The organism is Pseudomonas sp. PS1(2021), assembly GCF_020405165.1.
In the GTDB taxonomy this organism is placed as follows: Bacteria; Pseudomonadota; Gammaproteobacteria; order Pseudomonadales; family Pseudomonadaceae; genus Pseudomonas; species Pseudomonas aeruginosa.
In genome coordinates, this window is the sequence record NZ_CP084484.1 from 6,496,141 (window position 1) to 6,519,017 (window position 22,877).

The 22,877-nt window shown below is 68.1% G+C and carries 21 protein-coding genes; 10 read left to right on the plus strand and 11 right to left on the minus strand.

Annotated features, from left to right (window positions below):
* Window position 1: 1 nt before the first annotated feature.
* Window positions 2–655 carry an HAD family hydrolase gene (locus LE197_RS30765; protein WP_003084397.1) on the minus strand — a complete coding sequence of 218 codons (654 nt, stop codon included), beginning with the start codon at window positions 653–655 and terminating at the stop codon, window positions 2–4.
* Window positions 656–858: 203 nt separating this feature from the next.
* Here LE197_RS30765 and LE197_RS30770 point away from each other — a divergent pair, with 203 nt between their 5' ends.
* From LE197_RS30770 to LE197_RS30780, 3 genes are all read left to right on the plus strand, one after another.
* The gene (locus LE197_RS30770) at window positions 859–1,338 is read left to right on the plus strand and encodes an RNA pyrophosphohydrolase (RefSeq protein ID WP_003084400.1); all 480 of its coding nucleotides are present in this window, start codon (window positions 859–861) and stop codon (window positions 1,336–1,338) included.
* A gap of 22 nt (window positions 1,339–1,360) precedes the next feature.
* Window positions 1,361–3,640 carry a phosphoenolpyruvate--protein phosphotransferase gene (ptsP, locus tag LE197_RS30775; RefSeq protein ID WP_003084404.1) on the plus strand — a complete coding sequence of 760 codons (2,280 nt, stop codon included), beginning with the start codon at window positions 1,361–1,363 and terminating at the stop codon, window positions 3,638–3,640.
* A gap of 118 nt (window positions 3,641–3,758) precedes the next feature.
* Window positions 3,759–4,796, plus strand: a complete 1,038-nt coding sequence (locus LE197_RS30780) for a sensor domain-containing diguanylate cyclase (RefSeq protein WP_003112961.1) — start codon at window positions 3,759–3,761, stop codon at window positions 4,794–4,796.
* 3 nt (window positions 4,797–4,799) lie between these two features.
* Here the strand turns inward: LE197_RS30780 and LE197_RS30785 are convergent, their stop codons facing one another.
* On the minus strand, window positions 4,800–5,555 hold the full coding sequence (locus LE197_RS30785; protein ID WP_196752343.1) for an NRDE family protein: 756 nt from the start codon (window positions 5,553–5,555) through the stop codon (window positions 4,800–4,802).
* Between the two features lie 121 nt (window positions 5,556–5,676).
* Here LE197_RS30785 and LE197_RS30790 point away from each other — a divergent pair, with 121 nt between their 5' ends.
* The 3 genes from LE197_RS30790 to LE197_RS30800 all read left to right on the plus strand — a co-directional run bounded on the left by LE197_RS30790 (window position 5,677) and on the right by LE197_RS30800 (window position 8,290).
* Entirely contained in the window at window positions 5,677–6,480 is an 804-nt protein-coding gene (locus LE197_RS30790; RefSeq protein WP_003110587.1) for a sulfite exporter TauE/SafE family protein, read from the plus strand.
* A gap of 9 nt (window positions 6,481–6,489) precedes the next feature.
* Window positions 6,490–7,290, plus strand: coding sequence for a prolipoprotein diacylglyceryl transferase (gene lgt / locus LE197_RS30795; RefSeq protein ID WP_003112963.1), 801 nt, complete (start codon window positions 6,490–6,492; stop codon window positions 7,288–7,290).
* 205 nt (window positions 7,291–7,495) lie between these two features.
* Window positions 7,496–8,290 (plus strand): thymidylate synthase, encoded by a 795-nt coding sequence (locus LE197_RS30800; protein ID WP_003110588.1) that lies wholly within the window; start codon window positions 7,496–7,498, stop codon window positions 8,288–8,290.
* A gap of 26 nt (window positions 8,291–8,316) precedes the next feature.
* Here the strand turns inward: LE197_RS30800 and LE197_RS30805 are convergent, their stop codons facing one another.
* From LE197_RS30805 to LE197_RS30815, 3 genes are read right to left on the minus strand one after another with little or no spacing between them, the layout of a single operon-like run.
* Window positions 8,317–9,114: an FkbM family methyltransferase gene (locus LE197_RS30805; RefSeq protein ID WP_196752342.1), complete on the minus strand. Its 798-nt coding sequence runs from the start codon at window positions 9,112–9,114 to the stop codon at window positions 8,317–8,319.
* A gap of 34 nt (window positions 9,115–9,148) precedes the next feature.
* Entirely contained in the window at window positions 9,149–10,528 is a 1,380-nt protein-coding gene (locus LE197_RS30810) for a GTPase/DUF3482 domain-containing protein (RefSeq protein WP_003117881.1), read from the minus strand.
* Window positions 10,521–11,906 carry a DUF2868 domain-containing protein gene (locus LE197_RS30815; protein WP_061362883.1) on the minus strand — a complete coding sequence of 462 codons (1,386 nt, stop codon included), beginning with the start codon at window positions 11,904–11,906 and terminating at the stop codon, window positions 10,521–10,523. Before LE197_RS30815 ends, LE197_RS30810 begins: the two co-directional genes overlap by 8 nt.
* Before the next feature lie 191 nt (window positions 11,907–12,097).
* Between LE197_RS30815 and LE197_RS30820 the strand changes: the two genes are divergently transcribed.
* Window positions 12,098–12,460 carry a hypothetical protein gene (locus LE197_RS30820; protein WP_003102907.1) on the plus strand — a complete coding sequence of 121 codons (363 nt, stop codon included), beginning with the start codon at window positions 12,098–12,100 and terminating at the stop codon, window positions 12,458–12,460.
* A gap of 36 nt (window positions 12,461–12,496) precedes the next feature.
* On the opposite strand, the gene LE197_RS30825 is transcribed toward LE197_RS30820, so the two are convergent.
* On the minus strand, window positions 12,497–13,648 hold the full coding sequence (locus LE197_RS30825; RefSeq protein WP_003102904.1) for a glycerophosphodiester phosphodiesterase: 1,152 nt from the start codon (window positions 13,646–13,648) through the stop codon (window positions 12,497–12,499).
* Window positions 13,649–13,857: 209 nt separating this feature from the next.
* Between LE197_RS30825 and LE197_RS30830 the strand changes: the two genes are divergently transcribed.
* From LE197_RS30830 to LE197_RS30840, 3 genes are all read left to right on the plus strand, one after another.
* Window positions 13,858–14,952: a hypothetical protein gene (locus LE197_RS30830; RefSeq protein ID WP_003102900.1), complete on the plus strand. Its 1,095-nt coding sequence runs from the start codon at window positions 13,858–13,860 to the stop codon at window positions 14,950–14,952.
* Window positions 14,949–15,989 carry a hypothetical protein gene (locus tag LE197_RS30835; protein ID WP_034073646.1) on the plus strand — a complete coding sequence of 347 codons (1,041 nt, stop codon included), beginning with the start codon at window positions 14,949–14,951 and terminating at the stop codon, window positions 15,987–15,989. Before LE197_RS30830 ends, LE197_RS30835 begins: the two co-directional genes overlap by 4 nt.
* An 82-nt stretch (window positions 15,990–16,071) precedes the next feature.
* Complete coding sequence (locus tag LE197_RS30840; protein WP_003084430.1) at window positions 16,072–16,578, plus strand: dihydrofolate reductase; 507 nt, start codon at window positions 16,072–16,074, stop codon at window positions 16,576–16,578.
* 15 nt (window positions 16,579–16,593) lie between these two features.
* Here LE197_RS30840 and LE197_RS30845 read toward each other — a convergent pair whose 3' ends face one another.
* The 5 genes from LE197_RS30845 to pfpI form a co-directional block, all read right to left on the minus strand.
* Window positions 16,594–17,067 (minus strand): metallophosphoesterase family protein, encoded by a 474-nt coding sequence (locus LE197_RS30845; RefSeq protein WP_003102894.1) that lies wholly within the window; start codon window positions 17,065–17,067, stop codon window positions 16,594–16,596.
* Window positions 17,068–17,205: 138 nt separating this feature from the next.
* Entirely contained in the window at window positions 17,206–18,591 is a 1,386-nt protein-coding gene (locus tag LE197_RS30850; RefSeq protein ID WP_003084433.1) for a nucleobase:cation symporter-2 family protein, read from the minus strand.
* A 229-nt stretch (window positions 18,592–18,820) separates the two neighbouring features.
* A complete protein-coding gene (ilvD, locus tag LE197_RS30855; protein ID WP_226033792.1) occupies window positions 18,821–20,659 on the minus strand; it encodes a dihydroxy-acid dehydratase in 1,839 nt (612 codons plus the stop codon).
* 327 nt (window positions 20,660–20,986) lie between these two features.
* The gene (locus LE197_RS30860; RefSeq protein ID WP_003102882.1) at window positions 20,987–22,183 is read right to left on the minus strand and encodes a class I SAM-dependent rRNA methyltransferase; all 1,197 of its coding nucleotides are present in this window, start codon (window positions 22,181–22,183) and stop codon (window positions 20,987–20,989) included.
* Between the two features lie 72 nt (window positions 22,184–22,255).
* Window positions 22,256–22,795, minus strand: a complete 540-nt coding sequence (gene pfpI, locus LE197_RS30865; RefSeq protein ID WP_023109565.1) for a protease PfpI — start codon at window positions 22,793–22,795, stop codon at window positions 22,256–22,258.
* Window positions 22,796–22,877 lie beyond the last annotated feature (82 nt).

The following is a 22,877-nucleotide window of genomic DNA, read 5'->3' on the forward strand; positions in this document are numbered from 1 at the left end:
GTCAACGCAGGGAAATGATCGGCCAGCCGCGTTTTTCCGCCTCGGCGCGCAGGCGCGGATCGGGGTCGACGGCCACCGGCCGGCTGACCTTCTCCAGCAGCGGCAGGTCGTTCAGCGAGTCGCTATAGAAGCTGGCGCCTTCCAGGTTCAGGCCGTTCTCGTCGAGCCAGCGTTGCAGGCGAACCACCTTGCCGCCCTGGAAGCAGGGCACGTCGAAGGTCTGCCCGGTGTAGCGGCCGTCGCGCATCTCGCACTCGGTGGCAATCAGGGTCTCCACCCCGAGTCGTTCGGCGATCGGGCCGGTGACGAAGCGGTTGGTGGCGGTGATGATCACCAGCCGGTCGCCGGCGGCGCGGTGCTCGGCGAGCAGCGCCTCGCCCTTGGCCAGCACGATCGGCTCGATCACTTCCTGCATGAACTGGCGGTGCCAGGTTTCCAGCTGGGCCATCTCGGTGCGACCGAGGATCGCCTGGGTGAAGGCCTGGTAGGCAAGGACGTCGAGCTTGCCGGCCACGTAGTCGGCATAGAAGGCGTCGTTGCGCGCCTGGTATTCGGCGGCGTCGACCAGGCCGCGCTGGCACAGCCATTCGCCCCAGCTATGGTCGCTGTCGCCGGCGAGCAGGGTGTTGTCGAGATCGAAAAGGGCCAGACGCACGGGGTGACTCCATCGGTTGGCGGGTGGCGGGAGGGCCGCGAGAGCCTTTTGCGAAGGCTCCCACCGGGCCTTGGGAAAACCCCTAGCCTACCGGCTTTTGCCGGCCCTGTATCCTCCCCGCACGAGTCGCAAAGCCGCGCGTTGCCGCTATCACAAGCTTTATGGAACAATGCGGGCACATGCGATTTCGAGGATGTCCCAGCGTGATCGATTCCGATGGTTTTCGCCCGAATGTCGGCATCATTCTCGCCAACGAGGCGGGGCAGGTGCTGTGGGCGCGGCGTATCAATCAGGAAGCCTGGCAGTTCCCGCAGGGAGGCATCAATGATCGCGAAACGCCGGAAGAGGCGCTGTATCGCGAATTGAACGAAGAAGTCGGGCTGGAGGCCGGGGACGTGCGCATCCTGGCCTGCACCCGCGGCTGGCTGCGCTACCGTTTGCCGCAGCGCCTGGTGCGGACCCACAGCCAGCCGCTGTGCATCGGCCAGAAGCAGAAATGGTTCCTGCTGCGGCTGATGTCCGACGAGGCGCGCGTGCGCATGGATATCACCAGCAAGCCCGAGTTCGACGGCTGGCGCTGGGTGAGTTACTGGTACCCCCTGGGACAGGTGGTGACCTTCAAGCGCGAGGTCTACCGCCGCGCCCTGAAGGAACTGGCCCCGCGCCTTCTGGCGCGGGACTGAACACGGAGACAAGGCCCCGAGCATGCTCAACACGCTGCGCAAGATCGTCCAGGAAGTGAACTCCGCCAAGGATCTGAAGGCGGCGCTGGGCATCATCGTGCAGCGGGTCAAGGAAGCCATGGGTACCCAGGTCTGCTCGGTGTACCTGCTCGACACCGAGACCCAGCGTTTCGTCCTGATGGCCACCGAAGGCCTCAACAAGCGTTCCATCGGCAAGGTCAGCATGGCCCCCAGCGAAGGCCTGGTCGGCCTGGTCGGCACCCGCGAGGAGCCGCTCAACCTGGAGAACGCCGCCGCCCACCCGCGCTACCGCTATTTCGCCGAGACCGGCGAGGAGCGCTACGCGTCGTTCCTCGGCGCGCCGATCATCCACCATAGGCGGGTGATGGGGGTGCTGGTGGTGCAGCAGAAGGAGCGCCGCCAGTTCGACGAAGGCGAGGAAGCCTTCCTCGTCACCATGAGCGCCCAGCTCGCCGGGGTCATCGCGCATGCCGAGGCGACCGGTTCGATCCGCGGCCTGGGCAAGCTCGGCAAGGGCATCCAGGAAGCCAAGTTCGTCGGCGTGCCCGGCGCCCCCGGGGTCGGGGTGGGCAAGGCGGTGGTGGTGTTGCCGCCGGCCGACCTGGAAGTGGTGCCGGACAAGCAGGTCGACGACATCGACGCCGAGATCGCCCTGTTCAAGCAGGCCCTGGAGGGCGTTCGCGCCGACATGCGCGCGCTGTCGAGCAAGCTCGCCAGCCAGTTGCGCAAGGAAGAACGCGCGCTGTTCGACGTCTACCTGATGATGCTCGACGATGCCTCCATCGGCAACGAGGTCAAGCGCATCATCCGTACCGGCCAGTGGGCCCAGGGCGCCCTGCGCCAGGTGGTGATGGAGCACGTGCAGCGCTTCGAGCTGATGGACGACGCCTATCTCCGCGAGCGCGCCTCCGACGTCAAGGACATCGGTCGCCGCCTGCTCGCCTACCTGCAGGAAGAACGCAAGCAGAACCTGACCTACCCGGAGCAGACCATCATCGTCAGCGAGGAGCTGTCGCCGGCGATGCTCGGCGAGGTGCCGGAAGGGCGCCTGGTCGGCCTGGTCTCGGTGCTCGGCTCGGGCAACTCGCACGTGGCGATCCTCGCCCGTGCCATGGGCATCCCCACGGTGATGGGGGCGGTCGACCTGCCGTACTCCAAGGTCGACGGCATCGACCTGATCGTCGATGGCTACCACGGCGAGGTCTACACCAACCCCTCCGCCGAGCTGGTGCGCCAGTACAGCGACGTGGTCGCCGAGGAGCGCGAGCTGAGCAAGGGCCTGGCGGCCCTGCGCGAGCTGCCCTGCGAGACCCTCGACGGCCACCGCATGCCGCTCTGGGTCAACACCGGCCTGCTCGCCGATGTCGCCCGCGCCCAGGAGCGTGGCGCCGAGGGAGTGGGCCTGTACCGCACCGAAGTGCCGTTCATGATCAACGACCGCTTCCCCAGCGAGAAGGAACAGTTGGCGATCTACCGCGAGCAGCTCAGTGCCTTCCACCCGCTGCCGGTGACCATGCGCACCCTGGATATCGGCGGCGACAAGGCGCTGTCCTACTTCCCGATCAAGGAAGACAACCCGTTCCTCGGCTGGCGCGGCATCCGCGTCACCCTCGACCACCCGGAGATCTTCCTGGTCCAGACCCGCGCCATGCTCAAGGCCAGCGAAGGACTGGACAACCTGCGCATCCTGCTGCCGATGATCTCCGGCACCCACGAGCTGGAAGAGGCCCTGCACCTGATCCACCGCGCCTGGGGCGAGGTGCGCGACGAGGGCGTGGACATCGCCATGCCGCCCATCGGCATGATGGTCGAGATTCCCGCCGCCGTGTACCAGACCCGCGAGCTGGCCCGCCAGGTCGACTTCCTTTCGGTCGGTTCGAACGACCTGACCCAGTACCTGCTGGCGGTCGACCGCAACAATCCGCGGGTCGCCGACCTCTACGACTACCTGCATCCGGCCGTTCTGCATGCGTTGAAGAAGGTGGTCGACGATGCCCACCTGGAAGGCAAGCCGGTGAGCATCTGCGGCGAGATGGCCGGCGATCCCGCGGCTGCCGTGCTGCTGATGGCGATGGGCTTCGACAGCCTGTCGATGAACGCCACCAACCTGCCCAAGGTGAAGTGGCTGCTGCGCCAGATCACCCTGGACAAGGCCCGGGACCTGCTCGGCCAGTTGCTCACCTTCGACAACCCGCAGGTCATCCACAGCTCGCTGCACCTGGCGTTGCGCAACCTCGGCCTGGGTCGCGTGATCAACCCGGCGGCTACCGTCCAGCCCTGATTTCCCGCGCGCCGGACGCTTCGTCGTGCGGCGCTTACGCTTTCCCCGCAAGCGTATAGACTGCCTGCCATTCGGTAGAGGCCACTGGCCAGTCGAACGTGCGAGGGATTGCCGCAAAATGGACGAACGGGCGTCGAAGCCGCCAGGTCTTCTTCCGCTGTCACGCGAAGACCTTGAGAAAACCCTGCGATATGCCCTGGAGATCGTCAGCGACGGGATCTGGGACTGGAACATCGCGACCAACCAGGTCAGCCGCAGCGCCGGCTGGTACCTGATGCTCGGCTATCCGCCGCATAGCCTGCCGGAGAGCGTGGAGACCTGGAAGAGCATCATCCATCCCGAGGACTATCCGCGGGTGATGGCCAGCTTCCAGGCCTACCTCGACGGCGAAAGCCCGGAATACTGCGAGGAATACCGCTGCCGCACCTACAGCGGGGATTACCTGTGGATCAGCGATCGCGGGCGTTTCGTCGAGTTCGACGAGCGCGGCGAGCCGCGGCGGATGATCGGTGCGCACCACGAGATCCATCAGCGCAAGCTGGTCGAGCTGGAGTTGCAGCAGCGCAACGAGGAACTGTTCGACTGGAACCTGCGTCTCGAGGAACTGGTGGCCGAGCGCACCGAGGCGCTGCACCGGGTCAACCAGGCGCTGGCCTCGAAGATGGCCGAGGCCCAGCGCCTGAGCGAAATCGATCCGCTCACCGAGCTGTACAACCGACGCAAGTTCGAGCAGTGCCTGCACCATGAATGGATGCGCCGGCAGCGCCATGGACGCGCCACGGCACTGGTGATGATCGATGTCGATCACTTCAAGCGGATCAACGACCTGTTCGGCCACTCCACCGGTGATCGCGTGCTGGTCGCCTTCGGCCGCCTGGTTGCCAGCGAGCTGCGCGAGGTCGACGTGCTGGCGCGCTGGGGTGGCGAGGAGTTCATCCTGCTGCTCCCGGAAACCGGCCTGGAGGCCGCGGCGGCCTTGGCCGAACGCCTGCGCCAGCGGGTTCGCTCGCAGTCCTTCGAGATGGGCGAGCGGTTGACCGCCAGCTTTGGCGTCGGCGTGCTGAATGATGGCGAGACCCTCGACCTGCTGCTGTGCCGGGTGGACGACGCCCTCTATCGGGCCAAGCAGCGTCGCGATTGCGTGGCCTGTTGCTGAAGGTCAGCCTGGCGGCAGCACCAGGCTGACCTCGCCGAGCCGGGCGCCGGACGGCCCGAAGCTGCGCTCGATCATCTCCCGCGTGCCGTCGGCGTGTACCAGTACGACGCTGCTGGCGCGAGTGCCGTAGCTCGGGCTGGCGATGAACACGCTGGAGAGCAGGCGTTCCGTGGCCAGACCCACGCCGGTATCCGGCAACTGGCCGTCGGCGGCCGGCGCTGCGTCGGCCAGCAGCTCCAGCAGGGCCTGCGGATGCGGCTCGGCAAGCCGCTCGGCGAGGGCGGCGCGAGCCTTGAGCAGCTTCGGCCAGGGCGTATCGAGGGCCGCGTTGGACAGCCCGTAGATCCCCGCCGGCAGCAGGCGCGGTGGCCCCACGCGGGGGTTGTAGTGCCAGAGCTGATGGCGATCGCCAATGAGCAGGTTGAAGCCGGAATAGTCCGCGGCGCGCCCGGCGACCTGCGCCAGGTAGTCGGCCGGGTTGCCGCCGCCGCGCAGGAAGTCCGCCACCAGTTCGCCACGGGAGCGCTTGCCGAGAGCCTGCGACGGATCGCGGACGTTGGTCAGGGCGGCGAAACGGCCGGCCGGGCCGAGCCCCAGCCAGGTGCCGCCGGCCTCCAGGTCGCGTCCGGCGAATACCCCCTCGGCGTCCTCCCAGGCCGCCAGCGGCAGGCTCGGGCGGGCATAGAATTCGTCACGGTTGGCGGCGACCAGCAGCGGCAGGGCGTGCCCCGGTTGCCAGGCGAAGACGATCAGGCACATGCGCGATCCTTGGGATGGGCTGGCCGTCAGGCTAAAGGCATCCGCCATCGCCGTTCAAGCACGACGCCTGCCGCACGGCGCGCAATTCCGTTACCATGCCGGCTTTCCAACGGGGGCGTGCATGGAGTTTCTCCTCTATATCGTGCTGGGCGCCTGTGCCGGCGTGCTGGCCGGACTGTTCGGCGTCGGCGGCGGCCTGATCATCGTCCCGGCGCTGGTCTTCAGCTTCACCGCGCACGGTTTCGGCGGCGACGTCCTGACCCAGATGGCGGTCGGCACCTCCCTGGCGACCATCGTCTTCACTTCGATCAATTCCATTCTCGAACACCATCGGCGCGGCGCGGTGCGCTGGCCGGTGTTCGCCTGGATGACCCTCGGCATTCTCATCGGCAGTGCCCTCGGCGCGCTGACCGCGGCGCAGATCAAGGGGCCGCTGTTGCAGAAGATAATCGGGGTGTTCGCCATCCTGGTCGCTTTGCAGATGGTTCTCGACCTCAAGCCCAAGGGTAGCCGCGAGGTGCCCGGCAAGGGCGGCCTGACCCTGGCCGGCGCGGTGATCGGCTGGGCCTCGGCGATCTTCGGCATCGGCGGCGGTTCGCTGACCGTGCCTTTCCTCAGTTGGCGCAGCGTGCCGATGCAGCAGGCGGTGGCGACTTCCTCGGCCTGCGGCCTTCCTATCGCCATTTCCGGCGCTCTGTCGTTCATCGCGGTCGGCTGGCACAACCCGCAGTTGCCGGAGTGGAGCCTGGGCTACGTCTATCTGCCGGCGTTGGTCGGCATCGCCGCCACCAGTATGCTGTTCGCCCGCTTCGGCGCGCGCCTGGCGCATCGTTTGTCGCCGCGCGTACTCAAGCGACTGTTCGCCCTGCTGCTGTTCAGCGTGGGCATAAGTTTCCTGACCCCCGATCTCGCTTTTCTGTCGTAGGAGTTATCGATGCTGACGTATCCCCAGATCGATCCGGTTGCGCTGGCCATCGGCCCGCTGAAGATCCACTGGTACGGGCTGATGTACCTGATCGGGATCGGCGGCGCCTGGCTGCTGGCGTCGCGCCGGATGAAGCGCTTCGACCCGACCTGGACCAAGGAGCGCCTTTCCGACCTGGTCTTCTGGGTCGCCTGCGGCGTGATCCTCGGTGGCCGCCTGGGCTACGTGCTGTTCTACAACCTGGACGAGTACATCGCCAACCCGACGCTGATCTTCGAGGTCTGGAAAGGCGGCATGTCCTTCCATGGCGGCCTGCTCGGCGTGATGCTGGCGGTCTGGTGGTTCGGCAAGCGCCATGGCAAGAGCTTCTTCCAGCTGATGGACTTCATCGCCCCGCTGGTGCCCATCGGCCTGGGCGCCGGGCGCATCGGCAACTTCATCAACTCGGAACTGTGGGGCAAGGTCAGCGATGTGCCCTGGGCCATGGTCTTCCCCAACGGCGGCCCGCTGCCGCGGCATCCCTCGCAGCTGTACCAGTTCGCCCTGGAAGGCGTGGCGCTGTTCGTCATCCTCTGGCTGTTCACCCGCAAGCCACGGCCGACCGCCTCGGTCTCCGGCCTGTTCGTGCTGTGCTACGGGATCTTCCGCTTCGTCGTCGAATTCGTCCGCGTGCCGGATGCCCAGCTCGGCTACCTCGCCTGGGGTTGGCTGACCATGGGCCAGGTGCTCTGCGTACCGATGGTGCTGGCCGGCATTGCCCTGATGGTCTGGGCCTACCGCCGCGACGCGGCGCAGCCGAAGGCGGCCTGAGCCGCTTTTCGTGCCCGGGGCGGATAACGTCGCAGGCGTCATCCGCTCCGGGCAGCCGGCTTTCCGCTCCAGGGCGTGCATGGCTTGCGCCGGTCGCGCCGAACTGGCGATGCAGGCTCCGTCGCCGTAGACTTGGCCATCCTTCTGTCATCCCTCGGTGGGAGCCGCCACGTCGGCGCCGCACCGATATCGATCCGAGCCTCCGATGAAACAGTACCTCGACCTGATGCGCCACGTGCGCGAGCACGGCACCTTCAAGAGCGACCGCACCGGCACCGGCACCTATAGCGTGTTCGGCCACCAGATGCGCTTCGACCTGGCCGCGGGCTTCCCCCTGGTGACCACCAAGAAGTGCCACCTCAAGTCGATCGTCCACGAGCTGCTGTGGTTCCTCAAGGGCTCCACCAATATCGCCTACCTCAAGGAGCACGGCGTCTCGATCTGGGACGAATGGGCCGACGAGAACGGCGACCTCGGCCCGGTGTATGGCTACCAGTGGCGCTCCTGGCCGGCGCCGGACGGCCGCCACATCGACCAGATCGCCAACCTGATGGCGATGCTGAAGAAGAATCCGGACTCGCGCCGGCTGATCGTCTCCGCCTGGAACCCGGCGCTGATCGACGAGATGGCCCTGCCGCCCTGCCACGCGCTGTTCCAGTTCTACGTCGCCGACGGCAAGCTCAGCTGCCAGCTCTACCAACGTTCGGCGGACATCTTCCTCGGCGTACCCTTCAATATCGCCAGCTATGCCCTGCTGACCCTGATGGTGGCGCAGGTCGCCGGCCTGCAGCCGGGCGAGTTCATCTGGACCGGCGGCGATTGCCACCTGTACGCCAACCACCTGGAGCAGGCCGACCTGCAGCTGACCCGCGAGCCGCTGCCGTTGCCGAGCATGAAGCTGAATCCCGAGGTGAAGGATCTGTTCGACTTTCGCTTCGAGGACTTCGAGCTGGTCGGCTACGAGGCCCATCCGCACATCAAGGCACCGGTCGCGGTCTGACCCTTCGGCGGAGCCGTCGGCTCCGCTCAACCGAACAGGCGACGGTACCAGGGAAGCGCGCGCCAGTCCCGCAAAGCCCGCTCCGCATCTTCTGCGCGTTGCAGCGCCTGTTCCAGGGCCTGCTCCAGCGGAGCGACCGGATGGCTCATGGCATGGCCATGGCAGAGCTGGAAGTCGTCCAGCAGGTTCGGCGGTAGCGCGAAGGCGCCTTCCAGGCGTGCCTGTTCCTCCGCCAGGTAATAGCCGTTGAGGCCGTCGAAGTGGACGAAACGGTAGCCCGCGGCGAGCAGCGGCGCTTTCCACTCGGGGTCGTGGTCGAATGGAGTTTCCGCGAGGATCAGCCACGGGCGCCAGCGGTTCAGGTCGAGGCCGCGGAGCACCGCGCCTTCCAGCCCTTCGACGTCGATCTTGAGGAAGTGGATCGGCCCTTCGACATGGGCCGCGCAGATCGCGTCCAGGGTGCTGACCTTCACTTCGCGCGGGGTGGCCGTGCAGCCCTCGGCCTGGCGCTGGCGGGCTAGCTCGGGGTCCAGGGTGGAGAGACCCGAGGCGGCCATCTCGTAGAGCGTGGCGCGGCCTTCGCGCTCGCCAATGGCGAGGTTCAGGTTGAGGTCTTCCGGCCGTTCCCGCTCCAGCTCGCGGTGCAGGTGGGGCAGCGGTTCGATGTTGATGCCGCGCCAGCCGCGCTCGTAGAACGCCAGGGTGACCGAGTCGATCCGCGGGTGGCTGGCGCCGACGTCGATGTAGAACCCCCTGGGGAAGAGTTTCAGGGCCCGCCAGAGTCGGACGTCTTCCAGGTTCTGCGCGTAGGAAACGAAGGGCATGGGCCTACCTCTTGGGCGATCGTCGCCCAGTCTGTCATTCCCCGCGCCCGCTCTCCAGCAATTCGGCCAGCGCGTCGATCTGTTCCTGGCGGTCGCTGCCGCCCACCCGCCTGCCGTTCAGCGACGACCACTCCGGATGCGCGCGCGCCTTGCGCAGCGCTTCCGGCAGCTTGCCTTCGCGCCACTGCTTGTCCTCCGGGGTTTCCAGGCGGATCGCCTCGACCGCCGCGTGGCCGCGCGTTTGCAGGGCTGCCAGGAGCTGCCGTTGGCGCAGCGCGAGCAAGCGCAGCACGGCGTCGTTGACAGTCAGCTCGCGGGCGCCCTTGAGCTTGCCGAGCAGGCGCGAGCCGTAGTGGCCGACGGTCTGCCAGGCGCCGCCGGCGAGGGCGCCGAGGGCGGCGGCGGCGCCAAGGGTGACGCCGCCCACCAGCAGGTCGATGCCGGCGCCGGCCGCGGCACCGGCCGCAACCCCGCCGCCGAGGCGAATACCGAGTTGGCGCAGGGTCTCCGGATTGAACAGATCGTCGCCCCAGCGGCCGTCGAGCAGCGGCAGGTCGGCGGCGCGGGCGTCGTCCCTGGCGAAGGCGTAGAGCCGCAGCAACGCTTCCACGCAGGCCTGCTCGCGCTTGCGCACCTGCTGGTGCAGGTCGCGGGTGGCTTCCTGCACGGCGCTTTCGCCGCCGGGCACCAGGCGCCGGCAGGCGGCGACGTCGACCAGCAATTCGGCGATCAGCCGTTGCCCGGCGCGCAGGCGCGCGGCGGCCTGGGTCTCATGGTCGGCGATCAGCCGGTCGAGTTGCGGCCGGGCGCGCTCCAGCAGCAGCGCCAGGCTCTCGTAGAGGCGCCGCTCGCCGTCCAGCGGCGGCGCCACGCTGTCGAAACGCACCAGGGCGTGCAGGCCCAGGCGAGCGAGGGCGGCGCGCCACTCCTCCTCGCGATGCTGCGGGCTGGCGACGAAGTTCAGCACCGGCAGCAGCGGCCGGCCGCAGCCGGCGAGCACCGCCAGTTCGTCGCGATACTTGGCCAGCACCGGTTCGCGGGCGTCGATCACGTAGAGCCCGGCGTCGGAGGCGAGCAACTGGCGGACCACCTTGGCTTCCTGTTCGAAACGCCCGCGCGCTTCGTTGCTGTCCAGCAACCGCGCCATGCGTTCCGGGCCATCGAGACGCTCGCCGGGGCGCTCCAGGGCGTCCAGGTAGTCGAGCAGGGCGATGGCGTCTTCCAGGCCGGGCGTGTCGTAGAGTTCCAGCAGCGCTTCGCCGTCCACCGACAGCCTGGCGCCCTCGACGTGGCGGGTGGTGCTGGGGCGATGGGAGACTTCGCCGAATCCACGGTCGCGAGTCAGGGTGCGCAGCAGCGAGGTCTTGCCGGTATTGGTGTGGCCGACCACGGCCAGGATCAGCGGCTCAGTCATGGCCGGTCTCCAGCCAGGCCAGCGGCGAGGTCTCGCCGTGCGGCAGTTGCAGGCGTTCCAGGGCGGCGTGCCAGTCACCCAGGCGGTCGCTGTCGAGCGCTTCGCCGGGCGGAGCCTGGAGCAGCCAGATGCGGGTGCTGGCGGCGCAGCGGGCGAGTTCGCCGAGCAGTGCCAGGGTGCCGCGGTCCGGCGAGCGACGCGGGTCGCAGGCGATGGCCAGGCGCGCCGGCGGGTAGCGGGTCAGTTGTTCGAGCAGGCGACGGCGCTGCTGGCCGTCGTCGAGGATGCCGGCGTCGGCGACGCCTTCGGCGAGCTTCGGCGGCCAGGGCCGGCGATCGTCCAGCTCCACCGCCACCAGCACCGCTCCGGCGGCTTCCTGGCCGGACTGGCCGCCCTGCGGCTCCGGCAGCCAGTCCGGTGCCGCGTCGCTGACGCCGAGGCGTTCGCTGGCCGGCATCAAGCGTTCGCGCAGCAGGCTGTAGCCTGGGTCGTCGAGGTCCAGGTCGAGGTGGGCCAGGCCGCGTTTCCAGCGCCACAGGCAGAGCAGACCGAGCAGCGCGCGCGGCAGGACCCCATAGACCAGCAGTACGCCTACCAGCCAGCCGGCCCAGGCGTGCCGTGCGGCTTCGCTGGCCAGGGCGGCGTCGCCGCTGGCGCGGATCAGCTCGGCGTCCGGCAACGGGAAGCCAAGCAACGCCGGCAGGGCGCCGAGCGCCTGGGTAAGGGCGATGAAGGTATCGCTGCCGAGAATGGTGGTTTCCCAGACGAAACCGTAGCGGCGGGTCGCCAGCAGGCCGAGGAGCATGGCCAGCGCGGTCAGCAGGCCGAGCAGCCAGAGCCCGTGGACCAGCGCGCCGAGGCCCCAGCGCGCCAGCCGGCGCCGGCCGAGCAGGACCAATAGCGCCGGCGCCAGGTGCGCGGCGCGGGCATCGCGCGCCAGCTTGTCGCTGAGCCACAGCCAGAGCCGGCCGAGCGCGCCCGCGGCCTCGCCGCCGGCGAGCAGGCCGAGGGCCCAGCCGAGCAGGGTCAGCAGGTGCAGGCCGAGTAGGCTGGCCAGCGCCCAGAACACGTTGACCGGGCGCTGGCCATCGCCGAGCGCGGCGAAGGCCAGTCCGGCGCCGCTGGCCAGGGCCAGCACCAGCAGCAGGGCCAGCGCCAGCCGCGAACCCTGGCGCCAGGTCCGCTGGGCGTCGAGCAGGCCCTCGCGGCGGCCCAGCCAGTGGGCGCGGGTGAGAATACGGCGCGGCAGGGAACCGCCCTGGGCCAGCGCCTGGCGAACCGCCTCGCTGTCTTCCAGCGGACCGGCCTGCTCCTCGCGCAGGCGAACGGCCTCGGTCAGCCAGAGGGCGTCGAGGCCGGGATGCGTCGTGTGACTCAAGTCACCTCCTGTGTCGATTTCCCTGCCGAGCGTGAATCGTGCCCGGCCAACGGCGTCTGATCAGCGCCAAACATAGCAAAAAGCGCCCCGGCGGCTCATGCTGGCTTGCCAGCCGGCTGGCGGCGGGGTGTGGGATTTTGACTGGTGCCGTGGCGAAAGCGTTCGGCGCCGGTAGCGAGAGGAACACTGAGATGAAGGTAGTACGCCGATACCCCCTGGCGCTGTTGCTGGGGATGGCGGGCGCGCTGGCCGACGAGTTGCCCGATGGCTCCTTGCTGCAACGCTATGGCGTGCAGGCCGACCAGTTGCCGACCCTGGCGGCGGATCCGCCGTCGCGCAAGGAGGAGAAGGAAACGCCGTCGCGCTTCCGGGTGGAGCCGGAGCAGCCCTTGGTGACCTTTGGCGTGAAGGACCACAAGGGCATGGAACCCACTGGCAACCCGTCGATCGACGCCATGCACGAGCGCGATCGGCGGATCTGCCGGAACATCAGGCGGCAGGCACTGGAGAAAGGCAAGGCACAGCCCTTCGACGGCTACATCGAGTGTCCATGAGGCCGGCGCCCGCGTACGAGCGCCGGTCGGGCTGCGTCAGCGCTGCTCGCGCAGGCGCACGGCGACGTCCGGCTGGTCGCTGAACAGGCCGTCGATGCCGGCGTCGAGGTAGGCCCTGATCTCGCCGGCCAGGTCGCCGCGCGACTGCGGGTTGCCGTCGGCGCTGCGGAACTCCGCCGGAAGGAAGCTGTTTTCCGCGCGGAAGGTGTAGGGATGCACCTTCAGCCCGGCGGCGTGGGCGTCGCCGACGAAGCGGGTCGGCTGGCCGAGGTTGCCGTTGGCATCGCGGGGAATCACGTAGCTCTTGTCCGGACCGACCCCGTAGGCGTAGCGCGCCACCTGGCGCAGGCCCTTGGCGGTGGCCATCTCGGCGTAGGTCAGGCTGCCGCCGGCAGCCTGCTGGTCGTAGGGCTGGCCGCTGCCGTAGAGCTGGACCAGGCGGATGCCGGTGAGGCGCTTGAGTTCCTTCAGGTTGTTCACCTCGAAGGACTGGATGAATACCGGCGCGCGCGGACCGAGGTAGCCGTTGCGGTGCAGGGTCTTCACCAGCGGGCGTTCCATGGCCAGGCCGAGGCGCTGGAAGTGGGTGCCGTGCTTGATCTCGGGGTACAGGCCGATGGTGCGTTGCTGGCTGATCTGCAGGCTTTTCACCAGGTCGATGATCTCCTGCAGGGTGGGGATCTCGAAGGTGCCGTCCAGGCGCGCATTGCCCGGGCGGATCGTGGGGATGCGCTCGATGGCGCGCAGGGTCTTCAGTTCGGCGAGGGTGAAGTCTTCGCTGAACCAGCCGGTGAGTTCCACTCCGTCGACTTTCTGCGTGCGCTTGCGGTCGGCGAATTCCGGGTGCTGGGCGACATCGGTGGTCAGGCCCAGCTCGTTGTCGTGGCGGGCGACCAGCTTGCCGTCGCGGGTCATCACCAGGTCCGGCTCGACGTAGTCGGCGCCCATCATCACCGCCAGGGCGTAGGCGCCCAGGGTGTGTTCCGGTACGTAACCGCTGGCGCCACGGTGGGCGATGACCAGCGGCGAGCGTTCGTCGCTGGCCGGGTGGCGAACGGAGGCCTGGCCCTGGGCCCAGTCGATGGCGCGTTGTACGTTGCCGGTGTCGGCGTGGGCGGCGCTGGCCAGGCCAGCGGCGAGCATCAGGCAGGCGGCGCCGAGGTGGCGGCGCAGGAAGGCTGGTTGCATGACGGGTCCTCGTCGGCGGTTCGGGAGTGTTCCAGTCCAGCAGATTGACGCAGCCAGGTGATACTTCTTTGCCCGTTTCGCGACATTCCCGTGACAATCGCCGCCAGCGTGACGACGTCGGCGTTTTCCCGGCCAATCCAACGAAAGGGGCGGACGGCCGGGGCAGGGTATAGGGTGACGGCGCTCGCATAACAATAAGAGGATCGGTGATGGCTTCCGCGCAACCTGCCTCCGCGTTTCCCTGCCTGTCGTTGCAACTGGCCTGCCTGTTGCTGGGCGCCTGGCTGGCCTTCGATGCCCACGGCGGCGGCCAGGCCGTGGCGCCGCCGGCCCGTGTCGAAGCGCGTGTGCCGACGGCCGCTACCGATGACTGGGGACGCCAGCCGGACAGCCTGATGAGCGCCGTGCCGCCGCGCACGCTGGAGGCGAGCGTCGGCGCCCGCGGCTCGGGATCGGCGAGTTCGCGACTGTGGATCGCCGATACCGACTTCCGCCTGCACGACGACATCGGTTTCTTCATCCAGCGCATGCTGATCCGCATGGAGCCGACTCGTCCCGGCGCGCCCTTGTCGCTCGACGATCCGACGGCGATGGTGGCGCGGATCCAGGCCGGCGAGATATTCGTCAGCGACGCCACCCTGGCGACCCTGCTCAACCAGGACCTCGCTGCGTCCCGCGCGGCCGTGCGCAACCTCAGTATGAACACCCGCAAGGACGGCCAGGAAGTGCGTGGCGAGTTGTTGCGCAAGGGGCGCTGGCGGCCGCTGCGGATGCTCACCGAGATCGAGCTGAGCGGTCCGCTGGAGGTGACCCTGGTACCCCGGCGGATTTTCGTCGACGGGGTCGAGGTCACTTCGTCGCTGGCGGCGGCCTCGATCGAGATGTCCGAGGTGCTGAAGCTGAAGACCCGGCACATGGAACTGGTCGGCAACCGCATCCGCGTCGACCTCGACGGATTGTTCCCGCCGCCGCGCCTGGACTTCCGCGTCAGTCGCCTGGCCCTGGCCGACGGCGGCATGCAACTCGCCCTCGGCGACTCCCTGGCCGACCTGCAATGGCCGGCATTACGGGCGCCGGACAGCTACATGTTCATCGAGGGCGGCGATATCAAGATGGCGCGCACCGTGCTGGTCAAGGCCTATGCCCTGTTCACCAGCCTCAGCCCGGGGCAGCCGCTGCTGTTCAATCTCTACGACTACCGGCGGCAACTGCAGAACGGCGTGATCCGCCTGCGCGAGGACGGCATGGTGCAGATCGCCGTGTCGCCGGTGAAGGCGCCGGCGCCGCTGGAGGCACGGCTGTGAGCCGGCGTCCGTGGGGCGTACTGCTTGGCTGTTGCCTGTTGGCGGCCAGCGCGGCCCAGGCCGAAAGCGCCATCGACCGGCAGCAGCGCGAACTGGCCCTGCTGCGCGAGGGCTGGTACCGGCAGGTCCCCCCGGCGCCGGTGCCGCTGCCCATGCGTACGGCCGGGCCGGCGGATTCCGGCCAGGATGGTGTCGGCATACTGCTGCGCAACGTGGACATGTACCTGCGCGGCAACATCGGTTTCCACGTGCCCGAGGTGAAGGGCTGGCTGGTGCCGAACCGGGCCGGCCAGCCGGTGGACTTCGACCGCCCGCAGGACATGCATTTCCAGGTGATGGAGGGTGAGGTGCTGCTCAGCCCGCGGCAGCTGGCCAACCTGTTCAACGAGCACATCCTCGCCTACGACGGGACCATGTTGAAGGACTTCCGCATGAGCAGTGCGGCGGGACGCCTGGAGGTGGAGGGGCGGGTGCGTCCGCTCGGCGTAGGGCCCTGGCTGCCGCTGCGGCTGGGCGGCGGCGTGGAGGTGGACGCGGCCAGCGGCGCGCTGGTCTATCGGCCCGACCAGTTGAAGGTGATCGGTCTGCCGCTGTACGGGGCGATGAGCCTGGTCGGTCTGCCGATGTCGGCGCTGGTCAGCCTCGATCGGCCGGGGGCGAGCCTGGTCGGCAGCGCCATGCGCCTGGACTACCGCAAGGTCTTCCCGCTGCTGGGCATCGATGGCCACGTACAGGAGGCCTGGCTCGACGACCAAGGGCTGCACCTGCGTTTCTCCCAGGCGCCCGGCCAGCCGTCGCCGGTGTTCAGCCCGCCGGCCGCGGCGGGCCCATCCTTCCTCTGGCTACAGTCGGGCGACCTGAAGATCTTCGAAATCCTCATCACCTACGCCCAGGTGCTGCTGAAGACCGAGACCCCGGACCAGGTGCTGACCTTCAACCTGCAGGACTACCGCAAGGTGCTGGCGACCGGCACCACCCAGGTCAACGAGGATGGCACCTTCTTCATGCAGGTGCCGCCGTATGCCAATCCCTTGTAGGCCGGCCCGCACAGTTGGCCTGGAGTCCGCCGGCGCGAGTGTTTATCCTCGCGCCTTTGTCCTTTCACGATGAGGTAACCCCATGGCACGACCGCTGGCGATGATCGCCGCCCTTGGCGAGAACCGCGCGATCGGCATCGACAACCGCCTGCCCTGGCGCCTGCCGGCCGACCTCAAGCATTTCAAGGCGATGACCCTCGGCAAGCCGGTGATCATGGGGCGCAAGACCTGGGACTCGCTGGGTCGGCCGCTGCCGGGCCGGCTCAACCTGGTGGTCAGTCGCCAGGCCGGCCTGGCACTGGAGGGTGCGGAAGTGTTCGCCAGCCTGGACGCCGCGCTGGCGCGCGCCGAGGCGTGGGCGCAGGCGGAGGACGCCGACGAACTGATGCTGATCGGCGGCGCCCAGCTCTATGCCGAGGCCTTGCCGCGCGCCGCGCGCCTCTACCTGACCCGGGTGGGCCTGGCGCCGGAAGGCGACGCCTTTTTCCCCGAGATCGATGGCGCGGCCTGGCGCCTGGCGTCGAGCATCGAACACGCCGCGGCTGACGATGCGCCTGCCTACGCCTTCGAGGTATGGGAGCGCCGCTGACGGTTCCAGGCGGGGTCAGAGGGTGATCAGCTCCGCCTCGATCTTCTTCCCCGCCACTTCCAGCACGCCGATCCCGATCGGCAAGCTGAAGCGCCGCGGTCCGGCGCTGCCCGGGTTGAGGTAGAGCACGCCGTCGCGCTCTTCCTTCAGCGGCTTGTGCGAATGTCCGGCGACCACCACGTCGATGCCTTCGGCGGCCGGGTCGAGGTCGAGTCGCTTGAGGTCGTGCAGCACGTAGAGGGTCAGCCGGCCGATCTTCAACAGCAGGCGCTCGGGGATGTCCGCCGCCCAGTCCTGGGTGTCGTTGTTACCGCGCACCACCGAGAGCGGCGCCAGGCGTTCCAGCTCGGCGAGGATTTCCGGCTTGCCGATGTCGCCGGCATGGATCAACTGGTCGCAGCCGCGCAACCGTTCCAGCGCCTCGGGCCGGAGCAGGCCATGGGTGTCGGCGATCAGGCCGATGCGCAACGGGCGGCGGGACTGGGGCATGGGCGCGGGTCCGGGTTGCGGGACGGAAGAGGGTGGCCGACGGGCATGGCCATGCCGTCGATCATACCCAACCATTGGCCGGGTACGAAAACCCTTCGGCGAAAACCGCGACGCCACCCGGAGGTGGCGCCGCGCCTATCAGTGTGCGGCCTTCTGGACCGGGCTTTCCGGCAGGAACCAGTTCAGCAGCAGGGCGCAGATGCCGCCGGTGGCGACCCCGGACTCCAGCACGTTGCGCAGCGCCGCGGGCATGTGCGCGAGGAACTCCGGCACCTGCGAAACGCCCAGGCCGAGGGCCAGGGATACGGCGATGATCAGCAGGGCACGGCGGTCCAGCTGGATGCCGGCGAGGATGTTGATGCCCGAAGCGGCCACCGCGCCGAACATCACCATCGCCGCGCCGCCCAGTACCGGTTCCGGCACCGCCTGGATGACCCCGGCGACGCTTGGGAACAGGCCGAGCAGGACCAGCATGGCGGCGATCCAGAGGCCGACGTAGCGGCTGGCCACGCCGGTGAGCTGGATCACCCCGTTGTTCTGGGCGAACACTGAGCTGGGGAAGGTATTGAAGATACCGGCGAGGAACGAGTTGGCGCCGTTGACCAGCACGCCGCCCTTGATCCGCTGCATCCACAGCGGGCCTTCCACCGGTTGCTTAGACACCTTGCTGGTGGCGGTGACGTCGCCGATGGCTTCCAGGGAGGTGACCAGGTAGATCACCAGCATCGGGATGAACAGCGGCCAGGAGAAGTCCAGGCCGAAGTGCAGCGGGGTCGGTACCTGGAACAGCTCGGCCTGGTGCATGCCGGTGAAGTCCAGGCGACCGAGGTAGCCGGCCAGCGCGTAGCCGACGGCCAGGGCGATGACGATGGCGCAACTGCGCATCCATACCACCGGGATGCGGTTGAGCACCACGATGATGCCCAGCACCACGCCGGACAGCAGCAGGTTCTCGCCGTTGGCGAAGGTGCCGTTGGACATCGCCGAGAAGCCGCCGCCCATGCTGATCAGGCCGACCTTGATCAGGGTCAGGCCGATCATCAGCACGACGATGCCGGTCACCAGCGGGGTGATCAGCCGCTTGACGAACGGCAGTATGCGCGAGATGCCCATCTCGACGAAGGAGCCGGCGATGACCACGCCGAAGATCGCCGCCATCACGCTTTCCACCGGCGTGCCCTGCTTGACCATCAGCGCCCCGCCGGCGATCAGCGGGCCGACGAAGTTGAAGCTGGTGCCCTGGACGATCAACAGTCCGGCGCCGAACGGGCCGAAGCGCTTGCACTGGACGAAGGTGGCGATGCCGGAGATCACCAGCGACATCGACACGATCAGATTGGTGTCGCGCGGCGATACGCCCAGCGCCTGGCAGATCAGCAGGCCGGGGGTAACGATCGGCACGATGATCGCCAGCAGGTGCTGGAGGGCGGCGAGCAGGGCGATGGGAGCGCTGGGACGGTCGTCCAGGCCATAGACCAGGTCGTTGCGGGCGCTGGCGTCCGACGGGCTTTGCAGGGAACTCATGGTGGCGGTCCGGGGAAAAAGAGCGCGATTTTACTGGGCGAACACGGTCTCGCCCAGGCCTGGCTGCGCCGCATGTCGGCGGATAACGCCGGTGGCGTATGCGCCCTACGGTTGGAGCGTGGGTGAGCGGTAGGGCGAATGACCGCTTGCGGTTATCCGCCATTCGGCGCGCGTACGCGTGAATGAAAAAGCCCGGCGCGGGACCGGGCTTTTTTCGTCGCGGGACGATTCAGCCGTCCAGCAGCGCCTTGTTGCGTACCGCGCCCTTGTCGGCGCTGGTGGCGAGCAGGGCGTAGGCCTTGAGCGCGGTGCTGACGCGGCGGGCACGCGGCGCGGCCGGCTTCCAGCCCTTCTTGTCCTGTTCGGCGCGGCGTGCGGCGAGTTCTTCGTCGCTGACCAGCAGGTTGATCGAGCGATTGGGAATGTCGATCAGCACCTTGTCGCCGTCCTGCACCAGGCCGATGGCGCCGCCGGCGGCGGCTTCCGGGGAGGCGTGACCGATGGACAGGCCCGAGGTTCCGCCGGAGAAGCGTCCGTCGGTGAGCAGGGCGCACTGCTTGCCCAGGCCCTTGGACTTCAGGTAGCTGGTCGGATAGAGCATTTCCTGCATGCCCGGCCCGCCCTTCGGTCCTTCGTAGCGGATGATCACGATGTCGCCGGCCTTCACCTCGTCGCCGAGGATGCCTTTCACCGCGGCGTCCTGGCTTTCGAAGATCTTCGCGCTGCCTTCGAACACGTGGATCGACTCGTCGAACCCGGCGGTCTTCACCACGCAGCCGTCGAGAGCGATGTTGCCGTAGAGCACGGCCAGCCCGCCTTCCTTGGAATAGGCATGCTCGACGCTGCGGATGCAGCCCTCGGCGCGGTCGTCGTCCAGGCTCGGCCAGCGGGTGTTCTGGCTGAACGCGGTCTGGGTCGGGATGCCCGCCGGACCGGCCTTGAAGAAGGTGTGCACGGCTTCGTCGCGGGTCTGGGTGATGTCCCACTGGGCGATGGCGTCGGCCATGCTCGGGCTGTGCACGGTGGGGACGTCGGTGTGCAGCAGGCCACCGCGGGCCAGTTCGCCGAGGATGGAGAAGATGCCGCCGGCGCGATGCACGTCTTCCATGTGGTACTTCTGGATGTTCGGCGCCACCTTGCACAGTTGCGGCACCTTGCGCGACAGGCGGTCGATGTCGCGCAGGTCGAACGGCACCTCGGCCTCCTGGGCGGCGGCCAGCAGGTGCAGGATGGTATTGGTCGAGCCGCCCATGGCGATGTCCAGGGTCATGGCGTTCTCGAAGGCCTTGAAGTTGGCGATGTTGCGCGGCAGCACGCTGTCGTCGCCTTCACCGTAATAGCGCTGGCAGAGTTCCACGGCCAGGCGCCCGGCGCGCAGGAACAGTTGCTCGCGGTCGGCGTGGGTGGCCAGGGTCGAGCCGTTGCCCGGCAGCGACAGGCCGAGCGCCTCGGTCAGGCAGTTCATCGAGTTGGCGGTGAACATGCCGGAGCAGGAGCCGCAGGTCGGGCAGGCGCTGCGCTCGTACTCGGCGACCTTCTCGTCGGAGCAGGAGTCGTCGGCGGCCACCACCATGGCATCGACCAGGTCCAGGCCGTGGCTGGCCAGCTTGGTCTTGCCGGCTTCCATCGGCCCGCCGGAGACGAACACTACCGGGATGTTCAGGCGCAGCGCCGCCATCAGCATGCCGGGGGTGATCTTGTCGCAGTTGGAGATGCAGACGATGGCGTCGGCGCAGTGGGCGTTGACCATGTATTCCACGGAGTCGGCGATGATCTCCCGGCTCGGCAGCGAATAGAGCATGCCGTCGTGGCCCATGGCGATGCCGTCGTCGACGGCGATGGTGTTGAATTCCTTGGCCACGCCGCCGGCCTTCTCGATCTCGCGGGCGACCAGTTGGCCGAGGTCCTTCAGGTGCACGTGGCCGGGCACGAACTGGGTGAAGGAGTTGGCGATGGCGATGATCGGCTTCTTGAAGTCTTCGTCCTTCATCCCGGTGGCGCGCCAGAGGGCGCGGGCGCCGGCCATGTTGCGGCCGTGGGTGGAGGTTTTCGAGCGGTAATCGGGCATGACGATTTCCTGCGGCTAATCAGGTTCGGGTTATGACTGTATCGTGAGCGTCGAAGGAACCGGATGCAAACGGGGAATAGCCGAGTGTACGGAGTTGGCCGGGGTCTGAATGGGGTCACCATTGGCGACGGCCTGGGCTCACTGCCCGCCGGGGGATGATTGGCGAGGAATGCCCGGATTCTAAGCCTAGAGCGGGCGAATGGGGAAGGCTGGCGGTCGGCGGAGCGGCGCGTCGCGACCCGGCTGGCGTCTTGCGCCGCCCGTCGCGCCATGAGCGGCGGTGGCCGTAGGGCGGATGAACGCAGGCGCTCATCCGCCGGGACGGGCTCAGCCGTTGGGCAGCAGCCGGCAGGTCAGGCTCTTGATGTAGCGGGTTTCCGCGATCGCCAGGTGCACCGGATGGTCGGGGCCCTGGCCGCCGCGCTCGAGCAGCTGGATGTTACGGTCGAGATGGCGGGCGCTGCCGATCAGGATGTTCTGCAGGTCGTCCTCGGGCAGGTGCATCGAGCAGGAGGCGCTGACCAGGATGCCGTCCTTGCTCAGCAGGCGCATGGCCTGTTCGTTGAGACGGCGGTAGGCGGCCTCACCGTTCTTCAGGTCCTTCTTGCGCTTGATGAAGGCCGGCGGGTCGGCGATCACCACGTCGAAGCGTTCGTCGGCGGCCTTCAGCTCGCGCAGGGCCTCGAACACGTCGCCCTCGACGCAGGCGACCTTCTCCGCCACGCCGTTCAGTGCCGCGTTGCGCTCGACGCCGTCGAGGGCGAAGGCGGACGCGTCCACGCACATCACTTCGCTGGCGCCGAAGGCGGCGGCCTGGATGCCCCAGCCACCGATATAGCTGAACAGGTCGAGGACCCGCTTGCCCCGCACGTAGGGCGCCAGGCGCGCACGGTTCATGCGGTGGTCGTAGAACCAGCCGGTCTTCTGCCCGGCCAGCACCGGCGCCTCGAACTTCACGCCGTTCTCTTCCAGGGCGACCCACTCCGGCACTTCGCCGTAGGCATTGGCCACGTAGCGCTCCAGGCCCTCGGCGTCGCGCGCGCTGGAGTCGTTCTTCCAGAGCACGGCGGCGGGCTTGAGCACCTGCAGCAGGGCGGCGAGCACCTCGTCCTTGCGCAGTTCCATGGCTGCGGACGCCAGTTGCACCACCAGCACGTCGCCAAAGCGATCGACCACCAGGCCGGGCAGCAGGTCGGAATCGCCGTAGACCAGCCGGTAGAACGGCTTGTCGAAAAGCCGCTCGCGCAGGCTGAGGGCGATGTTGATGCGATGAACCAGCAGCGATTTGTCGAGAACGTGCTTGGTATCACGGGAAATGAGGCGGCCGCAGATGAGATTGTTCGGGCTCAGCGCGACGATGCCCAGCGGCTTGCCGTTGGCCATTTCCAGCACCGCCTGGTCGCCGGCGGCGAAGGCATTCAGCGGCGTCGCGGCGACATCCACCTCGTTGCTGTAGACCCACAGGTGGCCGGCGCGCAGGCGGCGCTCGGCGTTGGCTTTGAGACGCAAGCTGGGCAGGGTCATGGGAAAGGCTCCGGCAAAAGAGCGCGATTATAGCGCAGCGACGGGATTCGCCGCTGCGCGAACGCGGGCCGTTCAGCCGGCGAGGATTTCGATGAATCGACGGTTGAAGGCCGGGATGTCTTCGGGTTTGCGGCTGCTCACCAGCTTGCCGTCCACCGCTACCTCCTGGTCCACCCAGTGGCCGCCGGCGTTGTTGATGTCGTCCTTGAGCGACGGCCAACTGGTCAGGGTACGACCCTGCACCAGGCCGGCGGAGATCAGCAGCCAGGCGCCGTGGCAGATCACCGCCACCGGCTTGCTCGCCTGTTCGGCGCGGATCGCCAGTTCCTGGGCCTTGGCCAGGCTGCGGATCTGGTCGGAATTGATCACCCCGCCGGGCAGCAGCAGGGCGTCGTAGTCGTCCAGGCTGGCGTCTTCGAAGGTGCCGTCGACGCGGAAGGCCTCGGCTGGCTGGTGATGGTTCCAGCCGTGCACCTCGCCGGCCTTGTCGGAAAGAATCCTTACCGTGGCGCCGGCGTCTTCCAGGGCTTTTTTCGGACCGGTCAGTTCGACCTGTTCGAAACCGTCGGTCACCAGGGCGGCGACGACCTTGCCGTGCAGGGATTGGGTCATGGCATGTCTCCCGATATCAGAAGGGGTATTCATTCCGACCCTGGCGGCTGCGGGAAAAGTTCCATGTCCGTTGCCTGGCGCC

Excerpts from the sequence above, each read along its gene's own strand:
- ptsP (WP_003084404.1), top strand. The coding sequence starts at position 1,361 with ATGCTCAACACGCTGCGCAAGATCGTCCAGGAAGTGAACTCCGCCAAG.
- LE197_RS30780 (WP_003112961.1), top strand. The coding sequence starts at position 3,759 with ATGGACGAACGGGCGTCGAAGCCGCCAGGTCTTCTTCCGCTGTCACGC.
- LE197_RS30785 (WP_196752343.1), bottom strand. The coding sequence starts at position 5,555 with ATGTGCCTGATCGTCTTCGCCTGGCAACCGGGGCACGCCCTGCCGCTG.
- LE197_RS30790 (WP_003110587.1), top strand. The coding sequence starts at position 5,677 with ATGGAGTTTCTCCTCTATATCGTGCTGGGCGCCTGTGCCGGCGTGCTG.
- lgt (WP_003112963.1), top strand. The coding sequence starts at position 6,490 with ATGCTGACGTATCCCCAGATCGATCCGGTTGCGCTGGCCATCGGCCCG.
- LE197_RS30800 (WP_003110588.1), top strand. The coding sequence starts at position 7,496 with ATGAAACAGTACCTCGACCTGATGCGCCACGTGCGCGAGCACGGCACC.
- LE197_RS30805 (WP_196752342.1), bottom strand. The coding sequence starts at position 9,114 with ATGCCCTTCGTTTCCTACGCGCAGAACCTGGAAGACGTCCGACTCTGG.
- LE197_RS30810 (WP_003117881.1), bottom strand. The coding sequence starts at position 10,528 with ATGACTGAGCCGCTGATCCTGGCCGTGGTCGGCCACACCAATACCGGC.
- LE197_RS30820 (WP_003102907.1), top strand. The coding sequence starts at position 12,098 with ATGAAGGTAGTACGCCGATACCCCCTGGCGCTGTTGCTGGGGATGGCG.
- LE197_RS30825 (WP_003102904.1), bottom strand. The coding sequence starts at position 13,648 with ATGCAACCAGCCTTCCTGCGCCGCCACCTCGGCGCCGCCTGCCTGATG.
- LE197_RS30830 (WP_003102900.1), top strand. The coding sequence starts at position 13,858 with ATGGCTTCCGCGCAACCTGCCTCCGCGTTTCCCTGCCTGTCGTTGCAA.
- LE197_RS30840 (WP_003084430.1), top strand. The coding sequence starts at position 16,072 with ATGGCACGACCGCTGGCGATGATCGCCGCCCTTGGCGAGAACCGCGCG.
- LE197_RS30845 (WP_003102894.1), bottom strand. The coding sequence starts at position 17,067 with ATGCCCCAGTCCCGCCGCCCGTTGCGCATCGGCCTGATCGCCGACACC.
- LE197_RS30850 (WP_003084433.1), bottom strand. The coding sequence starts at position 18,591 with ATGAGTTCCCTGCAAAGCCCGTCGGACGCCAGCGCCCGCAACGACCTG.
- ilvD (WP_226033792.1), bottom strand. The coding sequence starts at position 20,659 with ATGCCCGATTACCGCTCGAAAACCTCCACCCACGGCCGCAACATGGCC.
- LE197_RS30860 (WP_003102882.1), bottom strand. The coding sequence starts at position 22,183 with ATGACCCTGCCCAGCTTGCGTCTCAAAGCCAACGCCGAGCGCCGCCTG.
- pfpI (WP_023109565.1), bottom strand. The coding sequence starts at position 22,795 with ATGACCCAATCCCTGCACGGCAAGGTCGTCGCCGCCCTGGTGACCGAC.